Here is a 22,013-nt window from a genome sequence, read left to right as displayed (position 1 = left end):
CCCTGTTACCATCGGGAGTCCGGCTTTTTTAACATAGTTAACATTTAATTGGATGCTTGCCCTGGTGAATAGAGGTCACTGCATTTGCATGCTCACCATCAACTGTTTCTAGTCAACGACCGGAACCGCCTTGGCACGGTATTGTTCCACTTCCTGTGTCAGCTTGTCCTTGTTGCTCTCAAGCACATCGGACCAGGCTTTCAGTTTTTTGAGAAGGGCGCTTTTGGATACGGCGTCGCTGTTCTTCAGGGCTTTATCGAAGGCTTGCCGCACTTCCGGATCCAAGAGGTTGTCCTCGTATTTAATAAGCGGTGTATTGTTATACCCATAAAACAGACTTAGTTCGGTAAAACGAAGCTTCAGCTTCATGTCAGCAGCCCGGTTGGATTTGGGATAAGCCGTGAGAAAGGCTTCCAGTGAAAGCCCCCGGTCGATCACTTCGGACCAAGAGATAACCAATGCCGCATCACTGACCGCAGGCTTCTCGGATTCTACGACCATAATATCGATGTATGCCTGAACATCCTTGTTGATGTAGGGTTTGTAAGGCTCCAGCGTTTTATAATCTATAATCGGGAATATCACGCCTTCGGTTGTGTACAGTCGGTAGCCGCTGTCGCGCAGGTTAATGAGCACCTTCCGCAGCGTTTCGTCTTTGGCTTTGCTGATGGTGGTGTTAATCGGCTCCCCGTACTTGTAGAGATTCATCAGCTTATCCTGAATGCCGATTGTGTACACTTTATCGGTTTTTGCAGGGAGCGCGTCGTTCATTGCGTTCTCCAGCTTGAGTATCAGCATGGTGGCCTGATACTTGGTCACACTTCCGATATGCTTGGTGATATAAGACTTGGCGTAAGCCACGTCTGAATCCTTCAGCAGTTTATTGGCTTTGTTGTACACCGCATTGCCGAAGGCCGTGGGTTTACTTGAAGCTGCGCTGGAATCAGCTAGAGGTTCAGAAGCGGGTGCTGCGCTTGCGATGACACCGGTCTGGATGGACAGAATAAGTGCAAGGATGGCAGCAATCGCGGATTTTTTGGATTTTGACATATATATTCCTCCCTTACCACACATTACCCTTATCCTATCATCTTCTTCAGAGCCGTAGTTTACAATGTACTAAAAAATATTAAAGATTTTGTTATGCTTCCGTATCGAATTCATGACGAGTTTGTATCATTTGCTCGAAAAAAGAAATTTTGTCCCTGCGATCCCGACCAGGAACAGCACGAGACTGACCCATGGCGCAATCGTGAGTACCGGCAGCAGCCGTCCCAGCCACACACCGGCTATAAGAATCAACACCGTGATGGCCATATAAATCCCCATGCTGCGCACGTTGATCTTGCGCCGAGCTTCATCGGGCTGAAAGGTATCATTCTTCATCCATCTCATCAATGCGTGGATTAACACGTAAGAGCCCCCGGCAATCAGCACCAGGGTAGAAATTCGCACCTGCGTCATGCGTTCTACCGGGCCGCCTGTCCACGTTGTTATAAATCCGACCAGGGCCTGAACGAAGAAAAACCACGTTAAGGCGATCCACGGAATCATGAGATGGTATTGCAGACGGTTTAAGCCTTTCATTTTGGGCAGCTGCTCTACCAGTTCCTTGCAGTAGGATTCAGGATCGCTGCCGAATACCTCCTCGGCTGTTTTGCCTTTGGCCTGGGCATCCAGCAGATGCTGGGCGATCTCAAGCAGCAATTCCTCGCCTTTTGATTCCTCGACGGAGCTGCTGCGAATATATACAACCATGTCCTGATAGTAACTTAGATTGTCTGGTTTCATGGCATCCTGGAGCCTGTTGTTTTCCTTGATCATCTGTTTGGTATTCATCATTATTGTCCTCCACGGGTTAAAATATGGTCCACGCTATCTTTAAGCGTTCCCCAATGTTCCTTGAATTGTTGTAGAATATTCCGGCCTTTGTCGGTGAGATTGTAATATTTGCGGGGTGGCCCGCCGGCTCCGGGCGCAGGTCGGATGGTTCCTTCAATAAGCTGTTCTTTCTGCATGCGAAGGAGCAAAGGATAGATGCTGCCTTCACTTACAAACGTAAGCCCGCTGTCTTCCAGTAATGTACCAAGCTCATATCCATACACCTCCCGATGCTCCATAAGCGAGAGAATGCAGCCTTCGAGAATGCCTTTGAGCATTTGACTTTGGGTGGTCATGAATCCGATGATCCTCCTCTGGGTATGTTGTTATGCAAGGTACTGGGTCGAAATAAGATTATATTCTGAATGTGATAGACCTCAAAACCCTATGCACCCTGTATAAGAAGTGCTATCTGCCAACTACCTTGTTATGCAATATATCATATCAGCAGCATGCTTGCATTGCAAGGTAGCATGAACAATCCATGTCGTTATTCATAAAGAGGGTATAATTCCACGCCTCCTATTTCACAATAATAAGCATTCTGAATCTATACACGACTCCCTGCAGGTGCAGGGATAAGAAGGAGGAAATCACAGATGAGCGCTAACTTATATGATGATGAATTAAGCGGGGGAGAATCTATACCGGCTAACGGGCAATGGGTTGTCGACGGCAGTTCAGTTGAAAAGACGGTAGGCGAGTTAGAAGAAGGATACACTTCCGGCAGCGATGAGCAGGATTCTTCGGCTTCTTCCTTATGGGGGAATGAACGGAGCGAGGAAACCTGGATGAATGGTTGGAGCGGACGTGAGGAGACGCATGCGATGTTTCGTCAGAGCTATGAGTAGTGCGGATTTACGTCTTCTGGCGTAGGCTTTAGTCAAGCAGGTAACGGAATCGCTGAATCCATGTTTCTGAGCTAAAGCTCCATATCCAATAGATGTAAACGGCCTCGTTCCCATTGCGTTGACAAATCCCTGATCACGATGCTAAGATAAGTTTAATTAATTCATATTAATCTTATCGGAATTATTAATATTAATGATAAAGGCGCGTTATCGCAAGGAGGAGTCGGCATGGAGCGGCAAATTACAATTCGTCATAACCAAGAGGAGCTTACAGCTACGATACATTATCCGTTAAAAGAAGCGGCAGAAGGTGGCAGATGCCAGCGGGTTCCGCTCGTCGTTATCTGCCATGGGTTTGTCGGAAGCCGGATCGGCGTGGATCGGTTGTTTGTCAAAACGGCACGCGAGTTTGCCGAGGACGGATATATGGTCATCCGGTTTGATTATATCGGATGTGGTGAAAGCTCTGGGAATTATGGCAGCGAGGGCCTCGATTCAATGATTGCCCAAACACGTTCCGTCTTGGATTATGGCCTCAGCTGTGCCGATGTCGATCCTACGCGCATCACGCTCATCGGACACAGCTTGGGCGGCGCGGTGGCCTTGCAAACCGCCGTTCGGGACCGGCGGGTGAAGAATTTGATTCTGTGGTCGGCGGTAGGTTATCCATTCAATGACATCGTCAAAATCACCGGGCGCGGCGTCTATGATACCTCCGTTAAGACAGGTTCCGCTGATTATTTGGGATACTCGTTTACACCGGTATTTTTCGATTCCTTGGCTCAAGGGCAGCCATTCCAGGAAGCGATCAAGTTTACGGGCAATGTGCTGGTGGTGCATGGCACCTCGGACGAAGTCATCCCGGTGGATTATGCTTTCCTGTATCAGAAGGTGTTCTGGATGCGTCCGGAAGGGCGCTGCGATAAGGAAATCGTGTTCCAGGCGGATCACACCTACTCTGCGGGACCACAGCGGGAGCTGCTTCTCCAGCGGACACGGGATTGGCTGAACGAGCAGGAGCATATTCAGCAAGAATGGCAGAACTGGAGTATTTAAGGGAGTTATTTGGCATATTGGGCGGTTTAACGTTACAATAGAGTTGTCCCTTGATTTTGAAGCTGGAGGTGGCATCGATGACGTTACCTGCTTTATTTATTGCCCACGGTTCGCCGATGATGGCCCTGGAGGACAACGAGTACACCCGCTTCCTGGAGCAATTGGGACGGGAGCTGCCGACACCTAGAGGCATAGCGGTATTTTCTGCTCATTGGGATGATCCGGATCAACGGCTGACTGAAGACGCCGAGCATGGCACGATGCATGATTTTTATGGATTTCCGGAGGAGATGTACCAGATCACGTATCCTGCTAAAGGAAGCGTGGAGCTGGCGGCTCAAATCCGTGAACGGTTTTCGGCAAACAATCTGCATGCCAAAGCCGTAACCGGCCGTGGACTGGACCATGGCATATGGGTCATTCTGCGCAAAATGTATCCCGATGCGAATATTCCTGTGGTGGCCTTGTCCGTGGACTCCAAGCGCTCGCCACGCGAACAATATTCCATCGGTAGGATGCTGTCCGATCTGCGGGAGGAAGGCATACTGATTATCGGCAGCGGCGGCTTGGTGCATAATCTGCGGATGGTGCACAAGAGTGATGAGCCGGATGCATGGGCGGCTGCGTTCGATGAATGGATCGCAGAGCAGCTGTCGGAATGGAATCTGCACAATCTGTTTGCGTACGACAAAAAAGCGCCTCACGCGAGCGACGCGGTACCCTCCTATGGACGGGAGCATTTTGTTCCTCTGTTCTATGCGATGGGGGCTGCGGATAATGGCCGCAAGGCGAAGCGATTGTTTCAATCTTACCAATATGGCAGTTTGAGTCTGAACTGCTGGTCATTCGAATAATGAGAAGCCGGGCCTGGATGACAGGCTCGGCTTTTGTTGTGTATTGGCGGGATGCCTGAGCTGGGAGATGTCTATGTGTGCGAGTCGGGTAGATGTCGTGGGGAGAACCTCTCATGTTGCACCGGACGCAGCGTTCGGTAGGGTCGGCCGGGCAGGGCCGGGCTGTATCGGACCTCAGATCCGCTATTTTTACTTTTTGCTCGCAATTGGGGGATCTATCAGACACACGATAGGATCGGGCCGGGCTGTATCGGACCTCAGATCCGCTATTTTTACTTTTTGCTCGCAATTGGGGATCTATCGGACACACGATAGGGTCGGGTCGGGCTGTATCAGACCTCAGATCCGCTATTTTTACTTTTTGCTCGCAATTGGGTGATCTATCGGACACACGATAGGATCGGGCCGGGCTGTACCGGACCTCAGATCCGCTATTTTTACTTTTTGCTCGCAATTGGGGGACCTATCGGACACACGATAGGGTCGGGCCGGGTTGTATCGGACCTCAGATCCGCTATTTTTACTTTTTGCTCGCAATTGGGGGACCTATCGGACACACGATCCGTTAAATTGCGGATATCACGTAAAATGAGAGGCTAATTTGATGAATAACGGATCTCTGGTCCGTTAGTGTTAAAGAAAAGGTGGTTTTGGTCAAAATAAGGTCCGCTGAGTCCGCTAAAATTGAAGTAACTAGTCAGTGCCTTATAAAGTAACGCTCGAAAGAAAGTACAAGCTCGTATGCTAAACCTCGAATGTATGCAAAACTCGAACGTATGCTAAACCCGAACGTATGCTAAACCTCGAACGTATGCTAAACCTCGAACGTATGCAAATGCTCAAATGTATGCCCCAACGCATGCCAGAACAAAAACAGCCCGGCTTGATTGCTCAAGTCGGGCTGTTAATCAATAGGTTAGATCTTTTAAGTTTTAGTTGGTTACTATATTAAGCCGTTTGTTTTTTTAGCGGTGTAGGGTTGTTGCCGTCGCCTTTGGTTGTTTTGTGCGTTACTTTGTTCCACAGGCCGCGAAGGTAAGGGAGTACCCAACGATCGAGACCGATTTTACCGGCATTGGCTGCTGCGACGATGATCAGTACCTCTAGCAGTAACATTTGGGCGTTGGTGCTCACCGTGCCCGAGAAGAGGAACGCGGCATTCATGACAAGTCCCATCAGTGCGGCGAAGGTAGTGAAGGTACCAAGGATCAGCCCGACCCCTACGAGGAACTCGCCCATCGGTATGATGAAGTTGAAGATTTTCACGCCTGGCAGTGCTGCATGTTCCAGGAATGCTGCCCACCAGCCTTGCACGGCTGGATGATCTCCGGTTGCCTTGGCAATCGCGCCTTGCAGGAACCCGCCTGCTTCAAAACCGCCCGTCAATTTCCCCCAGCCTGCGACCATCCACTCATAACCGATGTAGACCCGAATGAAGGTCAGAAGCCACATTGCAATTTTGTTTGTTCTCAGCCAGTTGTTAAACATATAAACCACTCCTTAAAAGTATGTTTTCTTTTTTATGAAAGCTTCCTTGCTGATTCTCAGATGTGTTGAAGTTGTGCGATGGTGTTGATTTAGGAAGATGATCATCTCTTTCATGTCTTTATTATAAGTGAAATAAATCACAATATATGTGATAAAAATCACATTTGTGATTTATATCATAAAAAATAATCATCTTGGGGAAATGCAAGCATGAGCAGGAGCAAGAGCATGAGAACTCAAGAGCAGTAGGATACAGGAGTAGGAGAGCAGTCCTGTGCAGGATGAAGCGCAGATGTAGAAGTAGGTACAGGCTTAGGAAGTTGGTGCGCAAGGACTGTGACAGGAGTGCGCATTAGCAGGAGCAGTAATGTAGATGAATCGATTAGGGACAACCGTAGGCAGAATGAAGTTCAAATGTAAAAAACTAGTCCAAGGAGCAGGGAGTTGATGTGTTTAGGGCAGTGTCAGGAATTGTACATGTGAGCGAACAGGGCAGTAGTGTAGAGGAAGAGGTTTAGGGAGTTGTATGCAGTATGGAGCGGTAGGTGAAAGCGCAGGGAGTTAATGTGCAAGGCAGTGGCAGGAGTGCAGATGAGTAAAGCAGTAGTGTACAGGAAGAGGTTTAGGGGAGTTGTATGCAGTATGTAGGATGAAGTTAGATGTAGAAAGTATTTGAAGGTGATGTGCAAGGTAATGGAGCAGGAAGTTGGTGTGTTTGCCAGTGACAGGAAAGCGCTCATTAGTAGGAGCAGGCAGGAAGTCGTAAGTTGTGGGTGCATATGTGCAGAATTAGTCTAACATGTGAATGCGGTATAAATATAGATCAAGGGTCGTACGGAGAGCAAGGATTGCCTGATAAGATACGGATGACCGGGATGGAATGCCGCAGTCACCCGTTGGTGTGAGTGGAGCACAAAGCTGTCCGTACTGTGCCTGAAACTAATGAGCAGAGCAATTGCGTATGAACACACAGGAGCAAGCTCTGAATGCTCCAACCAAGAGAATAAGCAGGTATCAAGCTAAGGAGTAGGCGTAATGATCAGAACGACTGCATTTTCCAGCCTAGCAGGAGCAGTACATTCATGTTTTAAGCTGGCAAAGAAGTGGTTCACTGCTGTAAGCGACAGAGGGGAAAAGCCCGGATAATATACTTAAAATCAAGCGAATGAGTCGACTCAGATAGCAGAGGAAGCCAAACGCCACCTGATCGAGGAAAAAGATAACCACATTAAAGCTGGAGTTAAGCTGGTATTACGGAACCTATTGATTTTGTTCTGCTGTATGACATTGGTGCTCCATAGGGACTCCTTCTACTCAGACTGTTTGCTTCTGAAGAGTGGAGGGATCGCTGCTGATTTTGACCCGGCGTCTGAATTTCTCCTGGAGGTATGGCATAAGCCAGCGGTCAATACCGATCTTGCCGCCATTGGCAGCAGCGAGAATAATGAGGAATTCAAGCAGCAGGAGCTGACCATTGATGCTGATGGAGCCCGAGAACAGGAACGCAGAGTTCATCACAAGCCCCATAAGTGCCGCGAACGCGGTAAACGTGCCGAGGATCAGACCGAGCCCAACGAGAAATTCACCCAGGGGAACGATAATGTTGAACCATTTGACGCCAGGCAGTGCGGCATGCTTCAGGAATACGGCCCACCAATCTTGAACCGCGGGTTGTTCTCCTGTAGATTTGGCAATCGCCCCTTGCATAAATCCGCTTGCATCAAACCCTCCTGTTAACTTGCCCCAGCCTGCCGTCAACCACTTATACCCGACATACACCCGGATGACCGTCAGCAGCCACATTGCGATTTTGCTTGATTGCAACCATTGAATAAACACCAGCACCACTCCTCCATGAATAATCATTCTCTTTTTTGTTTTCAGATTTTTGCAAATTTGAAATTCGTTAAAGCGATGATCTCTGAAAAAAACAGCAACGATCTATTTAATGTCGTCTCTAATCAAATTATTCATATTTGCAAAAAACTGTATTTAAATACAGTATTCGCGTAAGGTGCGATTTGGCCTGGGTTCTTGGCATGAAAAAAAGATGACGGGAACCGAAGTCCCCATCATCTTTTCTGTTGAATCAGACTATGTTAAGCTGTGCGCTTTTTAAAATTTGTTGTCGTTGTTTCAGGCTCGCTGGCGCGGTGCGTAATCCGGCCCCACACACCACGGAGGTAAGGGAGGACCCAACGGTCAAACCCGATTTTACCGGCATTAGCAGCGGCGACGATGACCAGTACTTCAAGCAGCAGCATCTGGGCGTTGGTGCTTACCGTACCCGAGAAGAGGAACGCGGCGTTCATGACTAGTCCCATCAGTGCGGCGAAGGTGGTGAAGGTACCGAGGATCAGTCCGAGACCGACCAGGAATTCACCGAGTGGGATGATGAAGTTAAACAGGTTCACGCCCGGCAGTGCCGCATGTTCGAGGAACGCTGCCCACCAGCCTTGTACAGCCGGGTGATCACCGCTTGCGTTGGCAATCGCACCTTGCAGGAAGCCGCCGGCATCAAAGCCGCCGGTTAGTTTACCCCAGCCTGCCGTCATCCACTCGTATCCGAGGTAGACCCGAATGATGGTCAGCAGCCACATTGCAAATTTGTTTGTTCTCAGCCAGTTGTTAAACATATAAACCACTCCTTAAAATGAGGTTTTGATTTTTGGATAATTGCTGTGTTTTCGATGTCGATGTTGTGGGTTCTTGTTGTCTAGAAGTGATCACCTTCTCTATGTCTTTATTATAAGTGAAAATATTCACATTATATGTGATAAATATCACAAAGTTGTGAACGTTCCAGAATGAGCCGCTCGCAGCGGATGTTTGGTACTGTATGAGCACTGTCTCTGAGCATCTATAGCGCTTCACTCAGTACATCACGTGCAAGTGGATTCTGTGCATCTTGTGTACTGGATCCTGTACATCACTGCACTTTATGCATCACGTTTACTGCACTCTATGTTTCGCAGCACTGCAATCTTCACATCGCGAAAAAGCGCACACTCAATGCTTCTTATGTCAATGCAGCTCTACCTTATGCATGCCACCAGCTCCATGTTTCACGAACACCGCAACCCGCACACTTAGTACATGTCCGTGCCTGCTTGAATGATTGCTCGATCGCCCATCACCCATGCGAAACTAGAGTATTCGATTGGCAGGCAGATCCATGGGGAAATACAAGGCAGGGCTACTGGCGAATAGCTGGAGCGCGGTGTTGAATAGCTCTGTAACAAACGCAAGCCTCGCACAGGCAGGGTATTATAACTGCCCAGCCCAGTACGAGAGTACGAGGCTTAAGTCAAATGCACTTAAACGGTTAAACCACCGTATACCGTATTGTAGTGTGAGAGGTCGCCTGCCCAACTAGAGGGCAGGCGACCTCTCAATGTATTCCGTTATAGTGGCAGTAGCATTTTGCTACTGTTTAGAAATTAGTAATCTGAGTCTTCATAAGCTTTCCGTGCTTCTGGAACCGAGACAAGATCGAATTGCCTGTAGATCGCTTTGACGAGCGCTTTAGTTTTCTCCTCACTGTAACAGTTGTTGCGCTTCGAGGATAGCATATCCCAAGCATGCATTGTTACTACCATTCAGGTTCCTTGGAACGATCTAGCTCCACCAAAGAGCGAAGATAATCTCAGATCGGTTCCCCTTGGCCTTGACATCCAGATGCTTCAACATTTCGAATACATTCAAAAATAAAATTACATAATATGGAATTATCATTGAGTGCGATTGCGATCAAAAAATGAATGATATCGATCAGAATTGATTCATTACGACAACCAGGATTGCATATATTATCGGTACAAGTTCTTGTACCGATTGCCGGAATGGACAAGAATATCTAAATGAAAAGTACAAACGCAAAAGAACCAAACGGGCGTTTTTTGTCAATCACAAGAATGGAACTCTGGTTTCCCCAGCTACATCAAGGGTTTATTTAGAGATCCGAGCTGCGAAAATTGAGTTAATTATATTTGAATTGAGTCTGTTTGCTGAATAGGAGAGTCAATTTCCTCGAAGGCTTCATCAACAGACACATATCTCTTAAAATTTGGTTCGAATAGATAGTATAGAGTAACACAGAAGTATGCAATAGCAGATAGCAAAAATAAAAATTGAGGTGACACTAATGTGGCAAGAATTCCTCCTAGAAAATAACCTAATGGTGTAAATATACTCAGAAATGTCCCGATAACAGTATTGCTTCTTCCAAGGTAATCTAGTTCGACATTTATTTGAATGATGGTTTCCAATAACACCTGAGTTGTACCAATCATGGACCAGACAATTGTAAAGAAAAACAATGCCACTATGAAATTGTTATTGAGAAAAGTTAAGGTTCCTAACCATGATATTCCACATAAAAAGGAGAGCCAAATGAGTACTTTTCTTAAGTTATATCTGGCTACATAGTTAACAATTAAACTTCCTATTACCATACCAATAGACATTGCCCCCATCCAATAACCATACCTAGCTACTGACGTTTCAATTATTGGTAATATTGAAATCGAGATAGTAACAATGAAGTTTATGAATATGAATGAATACAAGAGTTTCATTAATCTCTTTCTTCCATACAAATAAACAATACCGTCTCTTAATTCTCGTTTATAATTTGAAAGATGCTGATGATTTTCCTCGGAATCGACTAGTCTATAGTTTGAAAGTGTTTTAGGGAGCTTAAGAAAGAAAAAGACGATTAAAAAGATTGCAATAAAGCTCAAGGCATTTAGAGTGAAAATTAATCCAATACCCAAGAACAGAATAATTAAGCCGGACAATGCATTACCAATCATGTCTAATCCATTATACGTAAATGTGAATATTGAATTGACTTTTGTCAGTTCCTTCTCGCTAACAAGACTAGGGACTAACGCTTCTTCTGTTGGATAGCTTAGTTGAGCGAATACTTCTCCAATAAAAATAAATAGTAGTAGTAGGCGCCAATCAAGAGTATTCGTGAAAAAACTTATCGAAATTAAAATGAAAATGATAGCTTGTGTCGCTTCGCATACAAGCAGTATTCTTTTTTTTGGAAAACCATCTATAACAGGCCCGAATAAAAATTGTAACGCGCGTGGAATTAATAAAACTCCTCCTGCCACCCCCACCCACAGGGGTGAACCTGTTGCTTCTTTTATGTACCATATACTTGCGATAGCATAAAGACTGTCGCTGATATTTGAAAAAATACGAGCAACTAACAATGTTAAAATGTTTTTGTTGAGCATCTAGCGCCTCCAAATTTTCTTATACATATGAATTTCAAAATAACACAACATCTTATTTTCTATAGTTAACTAGCTGGAGTGCACGTTCAATCGAAAGATCAACTTGTTTTAAAATATCAAATTCTCTTTTATGAACATTTTGGGAAGTTATATGAAGGAAGAATTCTCTGGTACCTTTATTCCCGGTGATAGGACTATTTGTAACACCTACACATGTCAGGTTGAGAGAGTGAACAAAAGAAACTAGATCAAGTAGGACATCTTTATAAGTGTTTGAATTCTTTATTTCTCCAGTTCTGCGAATTGAAGTTTCGGTAACTTCAAATAATGGTTTAACTAGACAAACAAGTTCACCATCGGGTGCTAGTAAATTTTTAATAATAGGAATGCTCTTTTTTAAAGATAAATATGAAAGATCAACTGTGGCTAGGTCTGGTAATGGCAAGAGATCACTCTTTTGAATCTCTCCTATATTTCTCTTTTCCATGTTTACAACCCGAGGGTCAAGTCTTAATTTCCCAGCTAGTTGACCATATCCAACATCTATTGCATAAACTTTACTTGCATTATGTTGAAGAAGGCAATCAGTAAATCCTCCTGTAGATGCACCAGTATCTAAAGTTGTCTTTCCACTCACATCAATTGAAAAGTCTTCAATGGCCTGCTTGAGCTTAAGGCCACCTTTACCCACAAAACCATGTTCATTACCTTTAATTCTAATAGATACATTCTCAGGGAATTTTTCTGCTGAACTTACTGCTAATTCATCACTAACCAGTACTTTCCCAGCCATAACCCATGTGGTTGCGGTTTTCTTGTCCTCAAATATTCCACGATCTACGAGAAGTTCCCATAAATGAAGCTTTTTTGTTTTCATGTTTTAATCTCCTTACTAAAGAAATTTGGAAACCTGTTCATTAAATTAATATTTTATGAAAATTAAAAAGAAATAGATCTAAATACATGACAACACAAAAACGTATGCTCAACCCATGAGAAGCCAATATATTGAAATATATACAAAAATATATCTATTTACAATATAACATATTAGTTTATATTTTTTTTAAAAAAATAATCAATATATATATATTTTCATATATAATATGATAATATCACAAAGTTTGACATTTTTTAGTGAGGCTGATATATTTTCACTAAAGTTCTAATTTTCTATATACCAAGTTGAGTAGAATTGAAATATTTGTATAAATACCCTCCCTGAAATATCATAATTTGGAATTTGAAATCAAATTCACTTGTGAGGTGACTAGTATGCATTCCATTCAAAACGCATCAAGCATACAAGACATAAGAGTAAGAACTATCGATTCCATTTTTGAAAAGCAAGCGTTGCTAACTCCTTTAAAATCAGCAATTTTAACAGATAGAGGCGAATTTAATTATCAGTTTATAAATGAGAGATCAAACCAAATTGCTCATTTTTTAGAGAGTAAGGGGGTTGAAAAGGAAGAACTGATTGGAATATCAGCTGTCCGTTCCTTAGAAATGATTATTGGCATACTTGCAATATTGAAAATTGGGGGGGGGTATGTTCCTCTGGATGCATCTCTGCCGAATCAGAGGCTGATGAGCATTATTCAAGACAGTAATATAAAAAAAGTGTTACATTTTGATGTTAACCTTGAACAATTTGACCATATAAGCTATTACGATATAAATAGTGATATATATGATTTATTTGCCAAAACTAATTTAACCAAATACCACACTTCCTCTAACTTAGCGTACTTGATTTATACCTCAGGAACAACAGGGAAACCCAAAGGAGTAATGGTAGAACATGGTTCTGTTGTACAGAGAATCGAATGGATGGTGCAGCATTATCAATTTAATGAGAATGAAGTTTTGTTATTTAAAACACCCTTTACATTTGATGTTTCAGTTTGGGAATTGTTTACATGGTTTTTTGTTGGTTCATGTGTTGCAGTTCTTAACAACGAATATGATAGGTCTCCAAAGCAAGTTATTGATTGTGTAGAACGGTACAATGTGACGAGTATCCACTTTGTTCCATCTATGCTCAATCTATTTTTTGATGAACTTATGCAACATGCAAATACCAAAAAAATACATAGTTTAAGGCTTGTGTTAACTAGCGGAGAAATATTGCAATCAGCTCATATAAATCGGTTTAAACATCTTATTTTTGATAAATATGGCACAATGTTAAGCAATATTTATGGCTCAACTGAAGTTGCTGAAATTTCGTATTATGATTGCTATATGAAGAATAATGCAATATCGTCTCCTCCACTTGGGCGTCCAATTACAAATATGAAGTGGTACATATTAGACACTGATTTGGATGAACGAGAAGTACTTGTGCCAGGTGAATTATGTGTTTCGGGCCCGTGCGTCGCCCGAGGATATTGGCAGCGACCGGAGTTGACGGCGGAGAAATTCATCGACAACCCCTTTGAACCCGGCGAGCGGTTGTACCGCACCGGCGATCTGGTCCGGTGGTTACCTGACGGAAGCATCGAATATGTGGGACGCATCGATGAGCAGGTGAAAATCCGAGGGAACCGCGTAGAACTAGGTGAAATCGAAGCGGCCTTGCTAGAGCATTCAAAGGTGAAGGAAGCGGTGGTGATTACGCGCCAAGAGGAACAGGACAGTGCCTATCTGTGTGCCTACCTTGTTACTTCAGCAAGCTGGAGCGTCGGAGAGTTGCGCCAGCATGTGGGCAGTACGTTGCCGGAGTACATGATTCCGTCCTACTTTGTGGAGATGGAGCAACTGCCACTCACGCCCAACGGGAAGGTGGATAAGAAAGGGCTGCCCAAACCCGAGGGACAGCTTCAGACGAGTGCACCGTATGAAGCGCCTGCAACGCCAACGGAAGAGATTCTGGTACAGATTTGGCAAGAGGTGCTGGGTAGCGAACGGATTGGGGTGCTGGACAATTTCTTTGAACTGGGCGGTCACTCGCTTAAAGCAATGATGCTTGTATCCCGCATGCATAAAGGGCTGGATGTGGAGATCCCTTTGAGAGAAGTATTTGCCCGTAAGAACATCAGAGAATTAACTGAATACATTAAACAACACGGGAACGAGCGTGTGTACGAAGACATTGCGGTGGCTGAGGAGCAACCTTATTACATCACATCATCTGCGCAACGCCGAATGTATGTGGTGCAGCAGTTGGAAGGAGCAGATACGAGTTATAACATGCCGGCTGTGTATCATGTTCAGGGTCCACTGGATGAAGAACGCTGGAAGCAGGCTGTGCATGCACTGATTGAAAGACATGAGGCATTGCGGACATCCTTTGAACTGATAGATGATGCATTAATGCAAATTATCCATCCGCGCGTCAGGATAAACATGGACATCTTGGATGTGGGAGCTGAAGAGGCGGAGCAACATATCCAACAGTTTGTGCGACTCTTTGATCTCAGTCAAGCGCCATTATTTCGGATCCAGCTCCTCCGGTTGGGTGCGGAAGAATATCTGCTACTAATGGATATGCACCATATTATCTCCGATGGCATGTCTTGGGATATCTTGTTGCGGGAGCTAGGTGCACTCTATGAAGGGCAAACATTAGAACCGTTACGAATTCAATACAAAGATTATGCTGTATGGCAACAAAGTCGAGAACAGAAAGAGCGTTTGGTAAGGCATAAACAGTATTGGTTGGACCAATATGAAGGGGAACTCCCTGTATTGGAACTGCCGACAGACTATCCGCGTCCGCCGGTGCAACGTTTTGAGGGGGAAACATACGAATTTGAACTGGATGCCCAGATGTTACACGGACTAAAAGCTTTGGCAGTTCAAGAAGGAAGCACCTTGTACGCTGTCTTACTCGCTTGTTATAACATTCTGCTCGCAAAATATACAGGCCAAGAGGATATTATTGTTGGGACAGCCATTGTGGGACGACCACAGATGGAATTGGAGAAAATCGTTGGGGTGTTCATCAATACCATAACTTTCCGGAATGCGCCACAAGCAGCGCTCTCCTTCCGGACGTTTTTAACGCAAGTAAAAGACCAAGTGTATGCCTCATATGAGTATGCGGAGTATCCGTTCGAAGAGTTGATAGAACAGTTGCAGCTTCGCCGAGATATGAGTCGTCACCCACTTGTGGACACTCTGTTTACCTTGCAAAATAGTCAGGCCAACGCATGGATGAACCTGAAGAATCTGGAGATTACCCCGCGAGCTACGGAGTGGAACAATACACAGTTCGATCTCAGCTGGGATGCCTTTAATAACGGAGAGAACTTACAAATCCTAGTGGAATATAGCACGCACTTGTTCCAACGCGCAAGTATTGAGCGAATGGCCGAGCATTTTAAACATATTGTGGCGCAGGTAGTTGCTAACCCTAAAATGCGAATTTCGGAGGTCGAAGTGACCACTGTAGCAGAGCAGTGGCAGATCCTATACGACTTTAACCAAACAATTAAAGACTACGCGCATGACAAAACCATTCAGGAACTGTTTGAAGCCCAGGTGAAGAGAACACCGAATTACATCGCAGTCGTTTTTGAAGATGAGCAATTAACGTATAGGGAAGTTAATGCACGGGCAAACCATTTGGCCCGAGTACTAAGGAATAAAGGTGTGGCAAGAGACGAATATGTTGGCGTGATGATGGAACGCTCCATGGATATGGTGGTAGCCATTTTGGGTGTGCTCAAAGCGGGAGGGGCGTATGTGCCACTGGACCCGGATTATCCGGTGCAGCGTCTATCGTACATGTTGGCAGACAGTGGAACGCAGCTGTTGCTGACACACCATAGCTTGTCGATCCCAGAGAGTTATACAGGAGAAACCTTGGAAGTAGACCGTATACCACTTAACGGGGAGGATGTCTCCAATCTAGACATAGTTAATGGTCCGCATGATTTGGCCTACTTAATCTATACATCTGGTTCAACCGGAAATCCTAAAGGGGTTATGGTGGAACACCAAGGTGTATGCAATTTACAAGTGGTGGGCCAAAATTTCCAAGTACAGCCTGGTACTCATGTTTTACAGTGTTCTTCATTTAGTTTTGATGTATCCGTAGGTGAAATTTTCTACACGTTGTTGAATGGAGGGGCCTTATTTATAGCGAGTAGAGAACGCTTACTTTCAGGATCCGAATTACTCACTTGGCTACGAGAAGAGAAAGTTGAATGCATTCCTGGGTTCTCTCCGGTACTGTTGCAAAATCTTCCACTTGTAAATTTACCTGAATTAAAGACGATATGCACGGGAGGGGAGTCGTTACCCATCGAACTGGTGCGAAAGTGGGGAGAAGGTCGAAGATTTTTAAACGCCTATGGTCCAACCGAGGCCACGGTAGATACAACGATTGCCCTATGTACGCCAGATATGGCTAAGGCACCGATTGGTACACCGATATCGAACAAAAAGGTATACATATTAAACCCAGCCTTACAGGTCATGCCTATAGGGGTTCCAGGCGAACTCTGTGTCGGAGGCGTAGGAATTGCCCGAGGATATTGGCAACGGCCGGAGTTGACGGCGGAGAAATTCATCGACAACCCCTTTGAACCCGGCGAGCGGTTGTACCGCACCGGCGATCTGGTCCGGTGGTTACCTGACGGAAGCATCGAATATGTGGGACGCATCGATGAGCAGGTGAAAATCCGAGGGAACCGCGTAGAACTAGGTGAAATCGAAGCGGCCTTGCTAGAGCATTCAAAGGTGAAGGAAGCGGTGGTGATTACGCGCCAAGAGGAACAGGACAGTGCCTATCTGTGTGCCTACCTTGTTACTTCAGCAAGCTGGAGCGTCGGAGAGTTGCGCCAGCATGTGGGCAGTACGTTGCCGGAGTACATGATTCCGTCCTACTTTGTGGAGATGGAGCAACTGCCACTCACGCCCAACGGGAAGGTGGATAAGAAAGGGCTGCCCAAACCCGAGGGACAGCTTCAGACGAGTGCACCGTATGAAGCGCCTGCAACGCCAACGGAAGAGATTCTGGTACAGATTTGGCAAGAGGTGCTGGGTAGCGAACGGATTGGGGTGCTGGACAATTTCTTTGAACTGGGCGGTCACTCGCTTAAAGCAATGATGCTTGTATCCCGCATGCATAAAGGGCTGGATGTGGAGATCCCTTTGAGAGAAGTATTTGCCCGTAAGAACATCAGAGAATTAACTGAATACATTAAACAACACGGGAACGAGCGTGTGTACGAAGACATTGCGGTGGCTGAGGAGCAACCTTATTACATCACATCATCTGCGCAACGCCGAATGTATGTGGTGCAGCAGTTGGAAGGAGCAGATACGAGTTATAACATGCCGGCTGTGTATCATGTTCAGGGTCCACTGGATGAAGAACGCTGGAAGCAGGCTGTGCATGCACTGATTGAAAGACATGAGGCATTGCGGACATCCTTTGAACTGATAGATGATGCATTAATGCAAATTATCCATCCGCGCGTCAGGATAAACATGGACATCTTGGATGTGGGAGCTGAAGAGGCGGAGCAACATATCCAACAGTTTGTGCGACTCTTTGATCTCAGTCAAGCGCCATTATTTCGGATCCAGCTCCTCCGGTTGGGTGCGGAAGAATATCTGCTACTAATGGATATGCACCATATTATCTCCGATGGCATGTCTTGGGATATCTTGTTGCGGGAGCTAGGTGCACTCTATGAAGGGCAAACATTAGAACCGTTACGAATTCAATACAAAGATTATGCTGTATGGCAACAAAGTCGAGAACAGAAAGAGCGTTTGGTAAGGCATAAACAGTATTGGTTGGACCAATATGAAGGGGAACTCCCTGTATTGGAACTGCCGACAGACTATCCGCGTCCGCCGGTGCAACGTTTTGAGGGGGAAACATACGAATTTGAACTGGATGCCCAGATGTTACACGGACTAAAAGCTTTGGCAGTTCAAGAAGGAAGCACCTTGTACGCTGTCTTACTCGCTTGTTATAACATTCTGCTCGCAAAATATACAGGCCAAGAGGATATTATTGTTGGGACAGCCATTGTGGGACGACCACAGATGGAATTGGAGAAAATCGTTGGGGTGTTCATCAATACCATAACTTTCCGGAATGCGCCACAAGCAGCGCTCTCCTTCCGGACGTTTTTAACGCAAGTAAAAGACCAAGTGTATGCCTCATATGAGTATGCGGAGTATCCGTTCGAAGAGTTGATAGAACAGTTGCAGCTTCGCCGAGATATGAGTCGTCACCCACTTGTGGACACTCTGTTTACCTTGCAAAATAGTCAGGCCAACGCATGGATGAACCTGAAGAATCTGGAGATTACCCCGCGAGCTACGGAGTGGAACAATACACAGTTCGATCTCAGCTGGGATGCCTTTAATAACGGAGAGAACTTACAAATCCTAGTGGAATATAGCACGCACTTGTTCCAACGCGCAAGTATTGAGCGAATGGCCGAGCATTTTAAACATATTGTGGCGCAGGTAGTTGCTAACCCTAAAATGCGAATTTCGGAGGTCGAAGTGACCACTGTAGCAGAGCAGTGGCAGATCCTATACGACTTTAACCAAACAATTAAAGACTACGCGCATGACAAAACCATTCAGGAACTGTTTGAAGCCCAGGTGAAGAGAACACCGAATTACATCGCAGTCGTTTTTGAAGATGAGCAATTAACGTATAGGGAAGTTAATGCACGGGCAAACCATTTGGCCCGAGTACTAAGGAATAAAGGTGTGGCAAGAGACGAATATGTTGGCGTGATGATGGAACGCTCCATGGATATGGTGGTAGCCATTTTGGGTGTGCTCAAAGCGGGAGGGGCGTATGTGCCACTGGACCCGGATTATCCGGTGCAGCGTCTATCGTACATGTTGGCAGACAGTGGAACGCAGCTGTTGCTGACACACCATAGCTTGTCGATCCCAGAGAGTTATACAGGAGAAACCTTGGAAGTAGACCGTATACCACTTAACGGGGAGGATGTCTCCAATCTAGACATAGTTAATGGTCCGCATGATTTGGCCTACTTAATCTATACATCTGGTTCAACCGGAAATCCTAAAGGGGTTATGGTGGAACACCAAGGTGTATGCAATTTACAAGTGGTGGGCCAAAATTTCCAAGTACAGCCTGGTACTCATGTTTTACAGTGTTCTTCATTTAGTTTTGATGTATCCGTAGGTGAAATTTTCTACACGTTGTTGAATGGAGGGGCCTTATTTATAGCGAGTAGAGAACGCTTACTTTCAGGATCCGAATTACTCACTTGGCTACGAGAAGAGAAAGTTGAATGCATTCCTGGGTTCTCTCCGGTACTGTTGCAAAATCTTCCACTTGTAAATTTACCTGAATTAAAGACGATATGCACGGGAGGGGAGTCGTTACCCATCGAACTGGTGCGAAAGTGGGGAGAAGGTCGAAAATTTTTAAACGCCTATGGTCCAACCGAGGCCACGGTAGATACAACGATTGCCCTATGTACGCCAGATATGGCTAAGGCACCGATTGGTACACCGATATCGAACAAAAAGGTATACATATTAAACCCAGCCTTACAGGTCATGCCTATAGGGGTTCCAGGCGAACTCTGTGTCGGAGGCGTAGGAATTGCCCGAGGATATTGGCAGCGGCCAGAGTTGACGGCGGAGAAATTCATCGACAACCCCTTTGAACCCGGCGAGCGGTTGTACCGCACCGGCGATCTGGTCCGGTGGTTACCTGACGGAAGCATCGAATATGTGGGACGCATCGATGAGCAGGTGAAAATCCGAGGGAACCGCGTAGAACTAGGTGAAATCGAAGCGGCCTTGCTAGAGCATTCAAAGGTGAAGGAAGCGGTGGTGATTACGCGCCAAGAGGAACAGGACAGTGCCTATCTGTGTGCCTACCTTGTTACTTCAGCAAGCTGGAGCGTCGGAGAGTTGCGCCAGCATGTGGGCAGTACGTTGCCGGAGTACATGATTCCGTCCTACTTTGTGGAGATGGAGCAACTGCCACTCACGCCCAACGGGAAGGTGGATAAGAAAGGGCTGCCCAAACCCGAGGGACAACTTCAGACGAGTGCACCGTATGAAGGGCCCGCAACGCCAACGGAAGAGATTCTGGTACAGATTTGGCAAGAGGTGCTGGGTAGCGAACGGATTGGGGTGCTGGACAATTTCTTTGAACTGGGCGGGGATTCGATAAAAGCGATTCAAATTGCAGCTCGCTTAAGTAAATATCATCTCAAACTGGAGATGAAAGATTTATTCCGTCACCCCTCTATCTCAGGAGTAGCAGATAAAGTAAAAAACGAGTTGTGCTCATTTGATCAAGGTACAGTCACAGGTCAAGTACCACTTACACCGATTCAACAGTGGTTTTTCAAAGAACAATTTGTAAAACCTGATCATTGGAATCAATCGGTTATCTTGCCACACCAACATTGGGATATCGACCGCGTAGTTAAAGCATTTCAGATTTTGGTGAACCATCATGATGCGCTGCGGATGATCTATAGTCAGCAGGAGCAAGGCATTGTACAAATGAATCGAGGTATTGAGGGAGAACTATTCGCAGTCGAAGAACATGATTTTTGCCAAGAATCCGATACAGATTGGCGAATGAAAAAACAGTGGGATCGCATGCAAGGGAGTTTAAGTTTGGAAGAAGGAAAGCTGATTCGACTTGGAGTGATACACACAACCAAAGAAGACTATCTGTGTATCATCATCCACCATCTGGTGATTGATGGAGTGTCGTGGCGGATTCTACTGGAAGATTTCCACACGCTGTATGAGAATGGTTGTGCTCAATTGCCGATAAAAACAAGCTCATATCAGGCTTGGGCAAATGAACTTCAAAACTATGCACAGAGCAAGAAGCTAAAACAAGAAATCGCGTATTGGCAACACATTGAAACAAACAGAGGACATGAACTTCCTAAGGATAACAATGGACCGAATGTGTACCCAATGGAAGATGGGGAGACGAAAACGTTAACCTTGGAGCAGGAACAAACCCGGGAACTACTTACTGTGGTCCATCGTGCGTATCAAACGGAGATCAATGATTTGTTATTGGCGGCCCTTGTTCTGGCCATTAAGACATGGACGCAAGGGAGCAAAGTGTTAGTGAGCATGGAGGGACACGGCCGGGAAGAAGTGATTGCTGGAGTTGACGTGAATAGAACAGTAGGATGGTTTACAACCGTTTACCCGGTGTTGTTTGAGGTTCAGAAAAGTGATATTGAAACCGTCATTCAAACGGTAAAGGAAACCTTGAGAAGAGTTCCCGCCAAAGGGATCGGATATGGCATTATCAAATACCTTTCGGATGATCATCTATGGGAAACCGAACCAGAGATAAGCTTTAACTATTTAGGTCAGTTTGATGAACCTTCCAATGAGAACCTAGGTGGTATGGAGATCGCTCCTGAAAATCACAGTCAGCACATTTTAGATATTAATGGACTGGTAGAGGAAGGAAAGCTAAAGCTGTCTTTCACATACAATAGCTATGTATTCCGTTCTAGTACAATGCAATCCCTAGTGGATAATTATAAAGCGTATCTGAAGGCTATTATAGCTCATTGTAAGGAAAAGAAAGAGACTCAGCGAACACCAAGTGATTTCGGAATGAAGGAACTTTCTATCGAGGATTTAAATGATATTTTTTCTGCACTAAGTAAATAACC

Annotated in this window: 12 protein-coding genes; 4 read left to right on the top strand and 8 right to left on the bottom strand. The window is 45.4% G+C overall.

The window, feature by feature from the left end; all coding sequences use genetic code 11:
* Positions 1–108 precede the first annotated feature (108 nt).
* The 3 genes from WDY75_RS26095 to WDY75_RS26085 all read right to left on the bottom strand — a co-directional run bounded on the left by WDY75_RS26095 (position 109) and on the right by WDY75_RS26085 (position 2,177).
* Entirely contained in the window at positions 109–1,050 is a 942-nt protein-coding gene (locus WDY75_RS26095; RefSeq protein WP_063478608.1) for a hypothetical protein, read from the bottom strand.
* A 126-nt stretch (positions 1,051–1,176) separates the two neighbouring features.
* On the bottom strand, positions 1,177–1,842 hold the full coding sequence (locus WDY75_RS26090; protein WP_231888001.1) for a DUF1129 family protein: 666 nt from the start codon (positions 1,840–1,842) through the stop codon (positions 1,177–1,179).
* Complete coding sequence (locus tag WDY75_RS26085; protein WP_063478609.1) at positions 1,842–2,177, bottom strand: PadR family transcriptional regulator; 336 nt, start codon at positions 2,175–2,177, stop codon at positions 1,842–1,844. Before WDY75_RS26085 ends, WDY75_RS26090 begins: the two co-directional genes overlap by 1 nt.
* A 303-nt stretch (positions 2,178–2,480) precedes the next feature.
* Between WDY75_RS26085 and WDY75_RS26080 the strand changes: the two genes are divergently transcribed.
* The 3 genes from WDY75_RS26080 (at position 2,481) to WDY75_RS26070 (ending at position 4,642) form a co-directional block, all read left to right on the top strand.
* The gene (locus tag WDY75_RS26080; RefSeq protein WP_063478610.1) at positions 2,481–2,732 is read left to right on the top strand and encodes a hypothetical protein; all 252 of its coding nucleotides are present in this window, start codon (positions 2,481–2,483) and stop codon (positions 2,730–2,732) included.
* Between the two features lie 228 nt (positions 2,733–2,960).
* A complete protein-coding gene (locus WDY75_RS26075) occupies positions 2,961–3,788 on the top strand; it encodes an alpha/beta hydrolase (RefSeq protein ID WP_063478611.1) in 828 nt (275 codons plus the stop codon).
* A gap of 77 nt (positions 3,789–3,865) precedes the next feature.
* Positions 3,866–4,642, top strand: coding sequence for a class III extradiol ring-cleavage dioxygenase (locus WDY75_RS26070; RefSeq protein ID WP_063478612.1), 777 nt, complete (start codon positions 3,866–3,868; stop codon positions 4,640–4,642).
* Between the two features lie 948 nt (positions 4,643–5,590).
* On the opposite strand, the gene WDY75_RS26065 is transcribed toward WDY75_RS26070, so the two are convergent.
* From WDY75_RS26065 to WDY75_RS26045, 5 genes are all read right to left on the bottom strand, one after another.
* Positions 5,591–6,130, bottom strand: a complete 540-nt coding sequence (locus tag WDY75_RS26065; protein ID WP_006208320.1) for a DoxX family protein — start codon at positions 6,128–6,130, stop codon at positions 5,591–5,593.
* A gap of 1,314 nt (positions 6,131–7,444) precedes the next feature.
* Positions 7,445–7,969 carry a DoxX family protein gene (locus WDY75_RS26060; protein ID WP_063479743.1) on the bottom strand — a complete coding sequence of 175 codons (525 nt, stop codon included), beginning with the start codon at positions 7,967–7,969 and terminating at the stop codon, positions 7,445–7,447.
* A 260-nt stretch (positions 7,970–8,229) separates the two neighbouring features.
* The gene (locus WDY75_RS26055) at positions 8,230–8,766 is read right to left on the bottom strand and encodes a DoxX family protein (RefSeq protein WP_063478613.1); all 537 of its coding nucleotides are present in this window, start codon (positions 8,764–8,766) and stop codon (positions 8,230–8,232) included.
* 1,347 nt (positions 8,767–10,113) lie between these two features.
* The gene (locus WDY75_RS26050; protein WP_063478614.1) at positions 10,114–11,379 is read right to left on the bottom strand and encodes an MFS transporter; all 1,266 of its coding nucleotides are present in this window, start codon (positions 11,377–11,379) and stop codon (positions 10,114–10,116) included.
* Positions 11,380–11,431: 52 nt separating this feature from the next.
* On the bottom strand, positions 11,432–12,256 hold the full coding sequence (locus WDY75_RS26045; RefSeq protein ID WP_063478615.1) for a TlyA family RNA methyltransferase: 825 nt from the start codon (positions 12,254–12,256) through the stop codon (positions 11,432–11,434).
* Between the two features lie 398 nt (positions 12,257–12,654).
* Here WDY75_RS26045 and WDY75_RS26040 point away from each other — a divergent pair, with 398 nt between their 5' ends.
* Positions 12,655–22,011, top strand: a complete 9,357-nt coding sequence (locus WDY75_RS26040; protein ID WP_063478616.1) for a non-ribosomal peptide synthetase — start codon at positions 12,655–12,657, stop codon at positions 22,009–22,011.
* Positions 22,012–22,013 lie beyond the last annotated feature (2 nt).

The organism is Paenibacillus glucanolyticus (assembly GCF_037333485.1).
GTDB lineage: Bacteria > Bacillota > Bacilli > Paenibacillales > Paenibacillaceae > Paenibacillus_AQ > Paenibacillus_AQ glucanolyticus.
The sequence above is the reverse complement of the archived record's forward strand: the minus strand, read 5'-3'. Positions and strand labels throughout refer to the sequence as shown.

Coding starts and splice junctions, on each gene's coding strand:
- WDY75_RS26075 (WP_063478611.1), top strand. CDS start 2,961: ATGGAGCGGCAAATTACAATTCGTCATAACCAAGAGGAGCTTACAGCT.
- WDY75_RS26050 (WP_063478614.1), bottom strand. CDS start 11,379: ATGCTCAACAAAAACATTTTAACATTGTTAGTTGCTCGTATTTTTTCA.
- WDY75_RS26090 (WP_231888001.1), bottom strand. CDS start 1,842: ATGATGAATACCAAACAGATGATCAAGGAAAACAACAGGCTCCAGGAT.
- WDY75_RS26085 (WP_063478609.1), bottom strand. CDS start 2,177: ATGACCACCCAAAGTCAAATGCTCAAAGGCATTCTCGAAGGCTGCATT.
- WDY75_RS26040 (WP_063478616.1), top strand. CDS start 12,655: ATGCATTCCATTCAAAACGCATCAAGCATACAAGACATAAGAGTAAGA.
- WDY75_RS26095 (WP_063478608.1), bottom strand. CDS start 1,050: ATGTCAAAATCCAAAAAATCCGCGATTGCTGCCATCCTTGCACTTATT.
- WDY75_RS26080 (WP_063478610.1), top strand. CDS start 2,481: ATGAGCGCTAACTTATATGATGATGAATTAAGCGGGGGAGAATCTATA.
- WDY75_RS26045 (WP_063478615.1), bottom strand. CDS start 12,256: ATGAAAACAAAAAAGCTTCATTTATGGGAACTTCTCGTAGATCGTGGA.
- WDY75_RS26070 (WP_063478612.1), top strand. CDS start 3,866: ATGACGTTACCTGCTTTATTTATTGCCCACGGTTCGCCGATGATGGCC.
- WDY75_RS26055 (WP_063478613.1), bottom strand. CDS start 8,766: ATGTTTAACAACTGGCTGAGAACAAACAAATTTGCAATGTGGCTGCTG.
- WDY75_RS26065 (WP_006208320.1), bottom strand. CDS start 6,130: ATGTTTAACAACTGGCTGAGAACAAACAAAATTGCAATGTGGCTTCTG.